Below are 12,239 nucleotides of genomic sequence, written 5' to 3' on the forward strand. Positions count from 1 at the left end.
CCGGCCGGTACCGGTCCTGGCGCCCATCGCATTCCCTGCTCCGGACAGACACATGAACCCTCTGAAAAAACTCGCCAAACAGACCGCAATTTACGGCTTGAGCAGTATCGTCGGTCGCCTGATCAACTATTTCCTGGTCCCTCTTTACACGCGGATTTTTCTCCCCTCGGAATACGGCATCGTCACCGAGTTGTACGCCTACGCCAGTTTCCTGATGATCTTCTGCACCTTCGGGATGGAGACCACCTTTTTCCGCTTTTCCGAGAGCGATCACGAAAAGGACACCGTCTATTCCACCTCGTTGCTGCCGGTCATCGCCTTCAACCTGGTCTTCATGGCGCTGGGTATCCTGGGCGCCTCCTACTTTTCGGACCGGCTCCACTACAACCACCATCCGGAGTACATAGTTTACTTCGTGCTGATCGTGGGACTCGATGCCATTGCGTCCATACCGTTCGCAAGATTGCGGCAACAGCACAAGGCGCTCAAGTTCGCCACGCTGAAGTTGGTCAACATCCTGATCAACATCGTCTGCAACTTCTTCTTTTTGCTGCTCTGCCCCTACCTGGTCCGGCACGGCTACCAACTGCCAGGCGTGCTCTACCACCCTTCCGGCGGCGTCGGGTACGTCTTCCTCTCCAACATGATCGCCTCCGCCGTCACCTTGGTGATTCTCTACAGCGACGTCACCAGCGTCAGGTTCTCCTTCGACCGGCGCCTGTTCAAGGAGATGCTCTGGTACACCCTGCCGCTGCTTTTGGCCGGCATGGCCGGCATGGTGAACGAGACGCTGGACCGGATCCTGCTCCGCTTTCTGGTGGTGGTCCCGCAGGGAGCCGGCGACGCCGCCAAGTACGTGATGGCTCAGATCGGCATTTACGGAGCCAACTACAAAGTTTCCATCCTCATGACGCTCTTCATCCAGACCTTCCGCTACGCCGCCGAGCCCTTCTTCTTCGGGCACGCCAAGGAAAAGGGCTCGCGCGAGATTTTCAGCCAGGTGATGACCTATTTCGTCCTGTTCGGGCTGGCCATTTTCCTGGGGGTCATGCTGAACATCGACATCATCAAGCACTTCATCGGCAGGAGGTTCTATCCGGGGATCGGCATCGTGCCGATTCTGCTCCTGGCAAACCTGTTTCTGGGCATCATCTTCAACCTGTCCATCTGGTACAAGTTGAACAACATGACCAAGTACGGCGCGTACATCACGATCTTCGGAGCGGTGGTGACCATCGTCTCCAACGTCGTGCTGATCCCGCTCATGGGTTACGCCGGTGCGGCCTGGGCCACCTTCATCTGCTACTTCCTGATGATGCTTCTTTCCTACTTCTGGGGGCAGAAATACTACTACGTCGACTACGAGGTCGCCAAACTGGTCGGCTACTTCGCCTTCGCCATGGGGATCTTCTTCGTCAGCAAACTGCTCCCCTTCCACGGCCTTTTACTGAGCCTGACGGCAAACTGGGTGTTGTACCTGATTTTCCTGGGAGTGGTGTATTACCGGGAGGGTCTCTCCAAGTTGCTGGTCAGGAGGACCAGCGAGGCGGGTTAGAGAGGGAGTGATCGAGTGGTTCCCAAGGTCCACCTTGGGAACTCAATGCCTGTGTGTCAGCAGCCGTTCATGCTGAGCTTGTCGAAGCACCCACTCCTGACAGTTACAAGCTGCCCTTCGAAAGGCTCAGGGCGAACGGGGTTGAAAGCTTGGAAGTGTCTGCGGGTGAAGATAGAGAGCTAGATCTACGGAGCGGATGAGGAGCGGAGCGAGTCCAGCCGCCGGAAGTACTCCTGCCGGCAGTAGTTCTCCACGTCGACCATGGCGGAGAACGCCTCGGAGAAACCATCCTTCCCGATGGTGAAGACGCCGTGACCGTACACGATGGCGCTGCCGGTCTCGTCGATCACGGGCGGCACGCGCTTGGCCAGCCCCCCTGCCCCGATCTCTCCGGCGACCACCGGGGTCCCGCCCAGGTGACGCACGTGCGGGCAATCCTTCCAGCAGTCCTTGATGGCACAATCCTTCGTTTCACAGAGCATGCTCATCACCACCGCGAACTTCGGATGTCCGTGCAGGATCACCTTCGCGCCGGTGTGCTCGAAGATTTTCCGGTGCGCCAGCAATTCGCTGGAAGCGGTGATGCCGGTGGTCGAAGTATTATCGGTCGGCACCGGATCGATGCACCCTTTCAGCTCGTCGAGGCTCGCCGCCGTCTGCGAAATATAGATCAGCTCTCCCGCGTGTGCCGAGATGTTCCCGAAAAAGGAATCCACCAGTGCGCGCTCCACGGTATAGCGCCCTACCCTTTCCACCTCGCTCAGGATCTCTTCCCTGTCCTCCGAAAGCTTCTCCCTGAAAACGAGGCCCTGCGCCGACAGCGGCTTCAACCACTCCGTGCGGAATTTCTGAAACGCCTCGCGCTCGCCCGGCAGCAGGAAGCCGTCCTTCAAAAGATCCTGCAGATACTTCACGAAGGTTGAATGAAAGACAGAGGAATAGTTTATGTAGGCCTGCTCGACCGTGATGGCGCCGACCGCAACAATTCCCACTCCTTCGACAATTACCCCTTTGCGGTTGCCAAGTAAGCGGGCAATCTGCGCGGAAGGATCGGCCTGAAGTTCGGCTTTCCGCAGGAACGGGATGTCGTGCAGGAAGGTGCGGGTCTCGGTGTCCTGCGGGACGATGCAGGATTCCTCTTTCGGAGCACGCGCCAGAAGAAAATCGGCGAAGGGGAGCGAGGGGCGCGCGGCAACCAGGGCCAGCGAATTGAGCCGGGACAAAGTGGCGCCGGCAAGCTCAGCGAGGTCCGGTGCTCCCGCCGTAATCAGGACATCATCCTGGGCCGCGAAAGCGATGCCGTCGGCGCATGCCGCCCGGTCGGCAATCAGCTTTGCGGTATATTTTTCGATCTGATCTTTCATCGGCCTAAGCTTCCATGTTGTTCTGGAACACCCCATCCTCACCCTGTCCCTCCCCGTGAAGGGGAGGGGACGCTTTAGGCAACGGTGAAGCAGAAATTGATCTTACGGCTGCTTTTCGAGAAAGGAGGGGTCGGCGAAGGTGCCGTCTTCCTTGAGGCCACGGATCCGGTAGTACTTCTGCAGCTCTTCCTGAAAGCGGGCCCGGTCGATGGGCGGGACGTCGATACCTTCCCCGCTGGAGCCTCCCTCGCTGAAGAAACGCTCGGGGAGCGTGTCGTCGGCGGCGCTGAAACCGTTCTCGCAGTTGTAGAAGCGCTCGGTCAGGTAGATGCGCTCGCCGATTGCCTTGAGGGATTCGGGCGTGTACTCGACACCGGTGACGGCGGTGAGAAGTTCGGCGTATTCCTCAAGGGTGGCGCCGAAGAAGGCGAACTTGCAGGCGACCAGGGAATCGACGGCGGCGTTCACGTCTTCTGCGATCTTGATGATGCGCGCCTTGCCCGAGAACGAGAACCGGTCGGTGGGGACCGGCTTTCTCAGGATCTCGTGCGATATCGGGTAGGCCCGCAGATGGCAGCCGCCGCGGTTGGAGGTCACGTAGGCAAGCGCCATGCCGTAAGCGCCGCGCGGGTCGTAGGCGGGAAGCTCCAGCGACTTCACCGTCATGGATAGTTCGGGCCTGCCGACCTGCCTCGCGAACCGGCGCGAGCCGAGACTGAGCAGCAAGCCCTGGTTCCGGCGGTAGGCGATGTCGGATAGGAGCTCGGTCACCTCTTCAGCGCTCGGGAAGGCTCCCCTCTCCTCGCCGAAGGCGGACAGGGTGGCGGCGGCGGAGATGGTGTCCAGCCCCAGCTCGTTGCAGAGGGTGTTGGCCTTCACGATGGCGTGCAGGTCGGAGATGCCGTTGAGGGCCCCGAAGTGGTTGACCGTTTCGTATTCCGGAAGCGGTTCGCCTTCGCTGCTGCTCTTCTTGCACTGGATGGGACAGCCGTAGCAGCCGTCCTTCTTGGCGCCGCATTCCTTGCGGATGGCGGGACCGGAGTAGTTGCCGGACTCGGCGAAATAGGTACCGCTGAAGTTCTCGGTGGGGGCCATCCGCCGCTGGGCCATCAGGTCGACCAGGGCGGGAGTGCCGAATTCGGAGATGCCGAGTTCGCCGAAGATAACCGGGGAGGCGCGGAAAAGGCGCATGACGTCTGCGCGGGCGGCGTCGAAGCGCTCGCGGTCGGCGATCTCCGTGACTCCGGTGCCATTCACCGTGATGGCCTTGAGCGCTTTGCCCCCCATCACAGCACCCAGCCCGCCACGGCCGATGGAGTTCCCCTCTCCCATCATGATGTTGGCGAACAGGACCTTGTTTTCGCCGGCAGGACCGATGGCGGTCACGCTGCCCCGATCCGTCAGGGCGGCCACCGTCTCCTTGACACCTTTCCCCCAGAGGGGACCGGCGGGGATCAGTTCGGCGTGGTGGTCATCGATGGAGAGGACGACGGGGACGGGGCTTTTGCCGGTGATGAAGACGACGTCGAGGCCGGCGGCTTTCAGGCGCCAGGCGAAGCGGCCGCCGGCGGAGCAGTCGTAGATGGTGCCGGTAAGCGGCGAGCGGGTGACGCAGGAAAGGCGTGCCGAGGTTGGCGAGGCGGTCCCGCACAAGGGCCCCACCGCGAAGATGAGCGGCATCTCCGGGTCGCAGGGGTCCAGCCGGAAGTGGTCGCGCATCAGGCGCACGCCCAGCCCGCGCCCGCCCAGGTAGGCGTGCAGCAGCTCGGTCGGGATCTCTTCACGGCGGCAGTGGCCGGTGGTGAGGTCCACTTTAAGGATTTTTCCGGTCCAGCCTTGCATGGGGCTCCTTGGTCGGATGTCGGACCACTCTGAGAGGTCTGACAGGGCTGACAGGCTGATATGTCCGACGTCAGACTACAGGTACTCGGTCTTTCCTCGCTTCTCCAGCTCTTCCACGACTTTCTTCACGTCCTGGGCGGACTCCTTCGCGCAGACCATCAGGGCGTCGGGGGTGTCCACCACCACCAGGTCCTTCACGCCGACGAAGGCCACCAGCTTGCCGCCACCGTAGGCCAGACAGCCGTCGGAGCCGACCGAGACGGAACCTGCCGCGTTGATCACCACGTTGCCGTCCTCGTCAGAGTCCATCACCTCGGGGAGCGCACTCCAGGAGCCGACGTCGCTCCAGCCGAAGGAGGCGGGGATGACCTGGACATCCTCTGCCTTCTCCATCACGCCGAAGTCGATCGACTCGGACTTGATGCTTCCGTAGATCTCCTCGATCTGCGGCTTCAGGTCCGATATCTCCCACATCTCGGCGTCGAAGGTGAGCTTGGCCAGCGCACTGCACAGGTCGGGCATGAAGGTCCCGATCTGGTCCAGGATGGTGCAGGCCCCCCAGACGAACATGCCGCTGTTCCAGTAGAAACGCCCGGTGGCCACGAACTCCATCGCCTTCTCCAGGGGCGGCTTCTCCACGAAACGACGGACAGCAACGGCCTCACCGCCGGCCTCCGATTCGGCCTCGATGTAGCCGTAGCCCGTCTCGGGACGGGTCGGGGTGATGCCGAGGGTAATCAGGCTGCCACCTTGCGCGACATCACGGGCCTTGAGCAGGGTCGCCCGGAAGCGCTCCTCGTCCAGGATGTAGTGATCGGCGGGTAGCACGGCCATGATGCCATCGGGGTCGAAGCGGGCAATCAGGGTGGCGGCCAGGCCGATGGCAGGCGCCGTGTTGCGGCCGACTGGCTCCTCGATCACGTCAATGGGCACCCCTTTGATGTAGTCGAGCTGCCTCCTGGTTTCGGTCGCCTGCAGCGCGTTGGTCACCACCAGTACCCGCTTGGGATGCATGGGGACCACCCGCTCGACGGTCCGCTGCAGCATGGACTTGCCGCCGAATACCGACATCAGCTGCTTGGGCGTGCTCTTCCTGGAAAGGGGCCAGAATCTGGTGCCGGAGCCTCCGGCAAGAATGACGATATACATGATGCCTCCATCTTTAAAATCGTGACTACCGACATTTCTCATTTCCACTGCAGCCAACTGTCCCCTCTCCCCCCGGGAGAGGGCTAGGGTGAGGGAACCTTCTACGAAGATACGAGGCTTCCCTCACCCCGGCCCTCTCCCGTAGGGCGAGGGAGCGTCGGCTGTGAAGAAAGAGGACAGAGATGATCGCTTATCACATTTGCTTGGATCTCTTTCCGACCCTGGCCACACAGGCGGCCGGCAGGAAGGCGAAGATGCTCAGCATCGCCCCCATCTTGGCCCCGCCGGCCAGTGCCGCATCGGGGAAGGCCTCGCCCGCCACGAAGAGGGCCACCGTGAAACCGGTCCCCGCCACTATGCCGGTAACTGCCAACTCACGCCACGTCATCCCCCTGGGGAGCGGGAAACCCAGCCGGTGGGCAACGGCGCCGAAGGAAACCACCCCCAGCGTCTTGCCGGCGATCAGGGCGATGAGCACCAGCCAGGTCGCCGTCCCGATGGAGCTGAAGGGAACCCCGCCGTTCACCAGCCCGAACAAGAACAGCCCCAGGTCGACCGTCAACTTCCAGTCGTGCTCGAATCGGGAGAGCGGGGAGAGGTCGGCCTCGTCCGCCTCGAACAGGTGCGCCGTCTCGCTGGTCGGGTGCGGAAGGAACGGGATCACGAAGACCAGGGCCAGCGCCGGATGCAGATGGCTCAGATGGAGCCCGGCCCAACTAAGACTGCCGCCGGCAACCAGGTAGGGCCAGTAGTTCATCACCCGCCGCCGGCGTAAAAGGGTGCAGAGCACCATCCCCAGAGCGGTCAGCAGCAGCCAGCCGGCCTGCACGGGGGCCTGCGGGTCGCCGTAGAAGATGGCGATGATGGCAAGCCCCACCGCGTCGTCGGCGATGGCCAGGAGAAGCAGGAAGGAGATCGCGGGATGCCCCTTGCCGAAGATGAAGCGGGCGGCCAGCCAGGCGAGGGCGATGTCGGTGGCGGTCCCGATCCCCCACCCCCTGGCGAGGGCCGGGCTTCCCACCAACGCGTTCAACAGGAGGTAGACGGCAACCGGCCCCAGCACCCCGCCGGCCGTGGCCAGCAGCGGGTTGATGGCACGCTTCAGGGGGTGCAGGTCGCCGCCGGGGAGACAGCTCTGGGTGATCTCCACGGCGGCGATGCCGAAGAAGAGGGTCATGAACAGGTCGTTCGTGACGAAATGAAGGTTGAGGTTCCCGATGACCGGCGTGTGCAGAGACGCGAAGTAGCTGTCCAGGTCGAGGTTGGCCCAGACGAGCGCGGCGCAGACACCTGCCAACAGCGGAATGGAAAACTCCCGTAGCAGGTTGAGGGGGCCTCTCATCTAGCCAGGCTGTCCGGCTTCGCTCTCCACCCGGTGGTAGTCGTCCTGGAAGCGGATGATGTCGTCCTCGCCCAGGTACTCGCCGCTTTGCACCTCGATGATGACGAGCGGTATCACCCCCGGGTTCTCCAGCCGGTGGGTGGCCCCGATCGGAATGAAGGTGGATTCGTTGACGTTGATGGTCCTGACGTCGTCGTTACAGGTCACCTTGGCGGTGCCGGAGACCACGATCCAGTGCTCGCTGCGATGGTGGTGCTTTTGCAGCGACAGGCGCTGTCCGGGGATCACCTCGATCCTCTTTATCTTGTAACCGGTATTCTCATCGAGAACGGTATAGGTGCCCCAGGGGCGCTCTCCGCGTTCCATTGGTACTTCCTCCCTTGGCTTGTGTTACTTGGTCGGCCGCAGCTCCAGGTACCTTTTCAGGGCATCCTGCCAGGGCTGGGGCACGAAACCGGTGTCCTGCACCAGTTTGCTGCAGTCCAGTGTCGAATAGAGGGGCCGAGTGGCCGGGCGGCCCAGTTCGGTGGTGGTCATCGGCTTCACCACCGTGTCCAGACCGGCCAGACGGAAGATCTCCTTGGCGAAACCGTTCCAGGAGACGAAACCGGCGTTGGCGGCATGATAGGTGCCGGTGCAGTTGTTGTCCATCAGCGCCTTGATGGCCCGGGCCAGGTCGTAGGTCCAGGTAGGGGAGCCGATCTGGTCGTCCACCACGGAGAGTTCCTTGCGCTCGGCGGCCAGTTTCAGCATGGTCTCCACGAAGTTCTTGCCGGCATGCCCGTACAGCCACTGGGTGCGCACGATCAGATGGTCCGGATTGAACCAGGTGTTCATCTCTCCGGCGAGCTTGGACTCGCCGTAGACGTTGAGCGGCTTGAGGAGGTCATCCTCCAGGTAAGGGGAGCCCTTGCTGCCGTCGAAGACGTAATCGGTGCTGACGTGTACCAGCTTGGCGCCGATCTCCTTGGTCACCATCGCCAGGTGCGCCACCCCTTCCCCGTTCACCTGCATGGCGAGTTCGGCGTTGGACTCGCAACCGTCCACGTCGGTGTAGGCGGCGGCGTTCACCACCACGCGCGGTTTCAGGGTCACCAGCACCCGCTGGACCGATTGCAGATCGGTGATGTCGATATCGTCGACATCGACGCCGCGGGCCGAACTTCCGAACAGGGCCATCAGCTCCTGCCCCAGCATCCCCTTGTGGCCGACTACCAATATCATGCAAACACTCCCCTTGATATCTTCATGACTCGCAAAACCGGAAAAACTATAGAACACGGATGACGCGGATTATGCGGATTTACACGGATTAAATCTTTGGGGTTATCCCCAGTTTCGGGCTTATCCGCGTCAATCCGCTCAATCCGCGTCATCCGCGTTCTATGCCTTTTTTGTGCCTTAATCCGCCACAATCGCTGTCAGGCGCCGTACTGGGCCTGGTAATACTCGCGGTAGGCGCCGGAGGTGACTTCCTGCACCCACCCCTGGTTGGCCAGGTACCAGTCGATGGTCTCCGCGATGCCGCGCTCGAAGGTGTAGGAGGGCTCCCACCCCAGCTCGCGCTTCAGCTTGGAGGCGTCGATGGCGTAGCGGCGGTCGTGCCCCTTGCGGTCCTTGACGAAGGTGATCAGTTTCCGGCTGGTCCCCGCGGGGTTCTCCAGCCGCTCGTCCATCAGGTCGCAGACCAGGTTGACGATATCGATGTTCTTCCACTCGTTGTTCCCGCCGATGTTGAAGACGCTGCCCGGGGTGCCGCACTTCAGGACCCGCTCCACCGCTGCGGCGTGGTCGCGCACGTGCAGCCAGTCGCGCACGTTCAGGCCGTCGCCGTAGACCGGCAGGCTGCGCTTCTGCAGGATGTTGTGGATCAAAAGCGGGATCAGCTTCTCGGGGAAGTGATAGGGGCCGTAGTTGTTGGAGCAACGGGTGTTGAGGGTGGGAAACTGGAAGGTCTCGTGGTAGGCCCTCACCAGCAGGTCGGCGCCCGCCTTGCTGGCGGAGTACGGCGAGTTGGCAGCCAGCGGGGTCTCCTCGGTGAAGAACCCCTCCGGCCCGAGGCTTCCGTACACCTCGTCGGTGGAGATCTGCAGATAGCGGAAGGAGGGCATCCGTTCGCTGTGCAGGCGGCTTGCCTCCAAAAGGGTCTGGGTTCCCAGGACGTTGGTCCTGACGAAGATCTCGGGGCCGGTGATCGAGCGGTCCACGTGCGATTCGGCCGCGAAATGCACGACCGCGTCGATCTTCTCCTCGGTGAGCAGTCGCTCGACCAGGGGGCCGTCGCAGATGTCGCCCTTCACGAAACGGTAGTCGGGATTATCCTGCACCGCGGTGAGGTTCTGCAGGTTCCCCGCGTAGGTGAGGATATCGAGGTTTACCACCCGGCAGCCCGGGTTGCCGGCCAGGAAGTGGTGGATGAAGTTGGACCCGATGAACCCTGCCCCCCCCGTCACCAGGAGGGAAGTGGGGGTGAACAACTGTTGCATGGAACCTCCTGAGATAGGCTCGGGGGTGCCATCCCGATTGCCCCGTGATTTGCCGAACCTTACTTAGATACACCGGGGAAAGCAATTATGTCAACTTCTTCTGCCCTTGGTCTTAGAATGCCCGGACCGGGCCCAGGGCGCCGATGCCGTAGAGGGAGAAGTTGACGGTAAACTCACGATTGCCGGGGATGGAGGAGGTCGCCGGGCGGTCCGCGTAGAGCGCGATCACGCTCCAGCACTGCCGCTTGTACTCGATGGAGTAGCGCGATTCCAGGAAGCTCCCGCTGTCGAAGGAGTAGCGCCCGACCACGCTGGCAGAGACATCTTTCAGGATGGGATAGGCCACGTGACCTTCCAGGTAGTTGACCGCGTTGCGGGAGAAGCGGTAGCTCACCACCGCCTCCTTGACCGCCTTCTCCTGCCCCACCTCCCTCCACTCGGCCGCGACGTCCGCCGAGGTGAGGTTGTTGTCGACCGTGTTGTAGCGGCTGTCGAAGGCGAAGGAGACGTTCTTGAGCGGAGTGACGCGCCCCTCCAGCATCAAGTCGGTGAGGTGGTGGCCGGCATCGACCAGGGTCAGCAGGTCGCGACGCTTCCCGGAGAACTCGTAGCCTTGCGACAGCTTCGCGTACAAGAGGTTCCGGTATTCCGGGAGAGCGTCGGCAGAGACGATCTTGCGGGTAAGGTAGTTGGTGATCGACCACCCAGCGATGCTCTGACCGACCACCCGGTCGTTGTAATCGAAGAAGGGGACGTTGTCGTCGTGGGCGTCCTGCACGTAGCTGTACTGGATGGAGGGGATGAGCAGATGCCGGAGCGTGCCGCCGTAGATCCGCTCCAGCGGCAGCGAGAGAGTGGCGCCTGCGTCGGATTGTTCCACGTGCAGCAGCCCGCCCGAGGCATCGGCCCCGTTGGCGTTGTAGACCCGCTGCAGGTAGCCGCCGTAAGCGGAGAAATCGAGGATCCCAGCCGGCTTCTGGTACAGGGTGAGCTGCGGGCTGAACTCCAGACGCTGCCCGTTGCCACCCTGGTCGCGCTGGAAGTTGATCAGCCGGGAATTCATGGAGAAGAACACCGGCAGCGGCCCGAGCTTGTCACCGGCACCGATGAAGCTCAAGGAGGGTAGCCTCTGCAGAGCGGAGTTCTCGTCCGCTCCCTGCAGGGCCTGGAGGTAGCGGAGCTCCCCGGCGAAGCCGTAACGGTCCCACCTGTGGGAGAGGGAGATGGTCGACTCGAGCAGCTGCTTGTTGTAGTCCCCCGCGAACTCACCGTAGTCGATGTAGTAGGAGCGATCGGTGACCGCGTGGATATTGGAGGCAAGGGTAGTGTTGGGGGTAAGGAGTTCCAGGTGGTTCTGGTTGATCTCCCCGCGGAAGCGTTCCGCCTGGGTGTCGTAGATGCCGAAGGTCTGCAGCCGCCCTTCGCTGCCGCGCGCCCGTATGTAGCGGTAATCGACCCCGAGCCCCGCCCCCCTGTTGCTCTCAAGGTCGAGGTCAAAGGTCACGTCCTGGCTCTCATTGATCGCCCAATAGTACGGCTGGAGCAGATAGTATCCCTTTTGGGAGGTGTGGCCGAACTTCGGTATCAGCAGGCCCGACTGGCGCTCTGTGCCGACCGGGAAGACCAGGTACGGGGTATAGAGCAGCGGTACGTCACCCACGTAAAAGACGGCGTCCCTGGCGGTGGCGAACTCTTCCAGGGTGACCTGCAGCTTGCGCGCCTCGAACCTCCAGCTGGGGTTGTCTCCATCGCAGGTGGTAAAGGTGGCGTTCTGGACGCGGTAGTCGGTGTCGCCGGTTTTTTCCATCTTCTTGCCGTGCAGGTAGAAGTTGGCCTTCTTGTCGAAGAGCGAGGCGTTGCTGATCTCCCCCAACTCCGAGAACATGTTCAGCGTGATGCGGTCCCCTTGCAGGGTGTCGCCGTCCTTGTGGAAGACGACGTGCCCCTCGGCAAGCGCATTGCCGGAGAGACGGCCATAGATGATGCTGTCGGCGAACAGGGACATGCCGTTTTGCATGGCACGCACATCTCCCTTGGCGACATAGCTGTCGGAAGGGACGTCGATGTAAAGGGAGTCCGCCTTGAGATTCACTTCCTTGGGATTGAGGGCTGCGGCCGGAGTGGTGGCCGGAGTGGTGGCCGGAGTGGTGGCCGGAGTGGTGGCCGGAGTTGTGGCCGGAGTTGTGGCCGGAGTGGTGGCCGGAGTGGTGGCCGGAGTCGTGGCAGCCGGAGTCGTGGTGGCTGGAGTGGACGCCGGTTGATCGGCGAGCGCCGGCGCAACTGCGAAAAAAAGAAGATATGCGAGGAGCCGATAGACTCTTGCAGGTTTCATTGCTCTCCTGAATAAACCACAACATAACAGGACCGGCGGCGTCCCCCATCCTCACCCTGTCCCTCTCCTTGAAGGAGAGGGGACCCAGCGGGAGCCAGTCCGAAAGTTCCCTCTCCCGAAGGGGGAGGGCTAGGGAGGGGGAACGTAGCTTTCCCACTGGATGAAGCCC

9 protein-coding genes are annotated in these 12,239 nt (G+C 62.2%); 1 reads left to right on the top strand and 8 read right to left on the bottom strand.

Annotation, left to right across the window (positions count from 1 at the left end; genetic code table 11):
• Positions 1-1,555, top strand: a 1,555-nt coding sequence (locus VJ604_RS13690) for an oligosaccharide flippase family protein (RefSeq protein WP_324083353.1), incomplete at its 5' end; no start/stop codon positions are given.
• 185 nt (positions 1,556-1,740) lie between these two features.
• Here the strand turns inward: VJ604_RS13690 and VJ604_RS13695 are convergent.
• The 8 genes from VJ604_RS13695 to VJ604_RS13730 all read right to left on the bottom strand — a co-directional run bounded on the left by VJ604_RS13695 (position 1,741) and on the right by VJ604_RS13730 (position 12,070).
• A complete protein-coding gene (locus VJ604_RS13695; RefSeq protein WP_324083354.1) occupies positions 1,741-2,919 on the bottom strand; it encodes a class II aldolase/adducin family protein in 1,179 nt (392 codons plus the stop codon).
• 102 nt (positions 2,920-3,021) lie between these two features.
• The gene (locus VJ604_RS13700; RefSeq protein ID WP_324083355.1) at positions 3,022-4,761 is read right to left on the bottom strand and encodes an aldehyde ferredoxin oxidoreductase family protein; all 1,740 of its coding nucleotides are present in this window, start codon (positions 4,759-4,761) and stop codon (positions 3,022-3,024) included.
• Between the two features lie 75 nt (positions 4,762-4,836).
• Positions 4,837-5,910, bottom strand: coding sequence for a mannose-1-phosphate guanylyltransferase (locus VJ604_RS13705; RefSeq protein WP_324083356.1), 1,074 nt, complete (start codon positions 5,908-5,910; stop codon positions 4,837-4,839).
• Positions 5,911-6,103: 193 nt separating this feature from the next.
• Complete coding sequence (locus VJ604_RS13710) at positions 6,104-7,252, bottom strand: Na+/H+ antiporter NhaA (RefSeq protein ID WP_324083357.1); 1,149 nt, start codon at positions 7,250-7,252, stop codon at positions 6,104-6,106.
• A complete protein-coding gene (locus tag VJ604_RS13715; protein ID WP_324083358.1) occupies positions 7,253-7,618 on the bottom strand; it encodes a phosphomannose isomerase type II C-terminal cupin domain in 366 nt (121 codons plus the stop codon).
• A 24-nt stretch (positions 7,619-7,642) separates the two neighbouring features.
• Positions 7,643-8,476 (bottom strand): dTDP-4-dehydrorhamnose reductase, encoded by an 834-nt coding sequence (rfbD, locus tag VJ604_RS13720; protein WP_324083360.1) that lies wholly within the window; start codon positions 8,474-8,476, stop codon positions 7,643-7,645.
• 197 nt (positions 8,477-8,673) lie between these two features.
• A complete protein-coding gene (gene rfbB / locus VJ604_RS13725) occupies positions 8,674-9,738 on the bottom strand; it encodes a dTDP-glucose 4,6-dehydratase (RefSeq protein WP_324083362.1) in 1,065 nt (354 codons plus the stop codon).
• Positions 9,739-9,850: 112 nt separating this feature from the next.
• Positions 9,851-12,070: an LPS-assembly protein LptD gene (locus VJ604_RS13730; protein WP_324083364.1), complete on the bottom strand. Its 2,220-nt coding sequence runs from the start codon at positions 12,068-12,070 to the stop codon at positions 9,851-9,853.
• Positions 12,071-12,239 lie beyond the last annotated feature (169 nt).

The organism is Geomonas sp., from assembly GCF_035254065.1.
In the GTDB taxonomy this organism is placed as follows: domain Bacteria; phylum Desulfobacterota; class Desulfuromonadia; order Geobacterales; family Geobacteraceae; genus Geomonas.

Coding starts and splice junctions, on each gene's coding strand:
- VJ604_RS13695 (WP_324083354.1), bottom strand. CDS start 2,919: ATGAAAGATCAGATCGAAAAATATACCGCAAAGCTGATTGCCGACCGG.
- VJ604_RS13700 (WP_324083355.1), bottom strand. CDS start 4,761: ATGCAAGGCTGGACCGGAAAAATCCTTAAAGTGGACCTCACCACCGGC.
- VJ604_RS13705 (WP_324083356.1), bottom strand. CDS start 5,910: ATGTATATCGTCATTCTTGCCGGAGGCTCCGGCACCAGATTCTGGCCC.
- VJ604_RS13710 (WP_324083357.1), bottom strand. CDS start 7,252: ATGAGAGGCCCCCTCAACCTGCTACGGGAGTTTTCCATTCCGCTGTTG.
- VJ604_RS13715 (WP_324083358.1), bottom strand. CDS start 7,618: ATGGAACGCGGAGAGCGCCCCTGGGGCACCTATACCGTTCTCGATGAG.
- rfbD (WP_324083360.1), bottom strand. CDS start 8,476: ATGATATTGGTAGTCGGCCACAAGGGGATGCTGGGGCAGGAGCTGATG.
- rfbB (WP_324083362.1), bottom strand. CDS start 9,738: ATGCAACAGTTGTTCACCCCCACTTCCCTCCTGGTGACGGGGGGGGCA.
- VJ604_RS13730 (WP_324083364.1), bottom strand. CDS start 12,070: ATGAAACCTGCAAGAGTCTATCGGCTCCTCGCATATCTTCTTTTTTTC.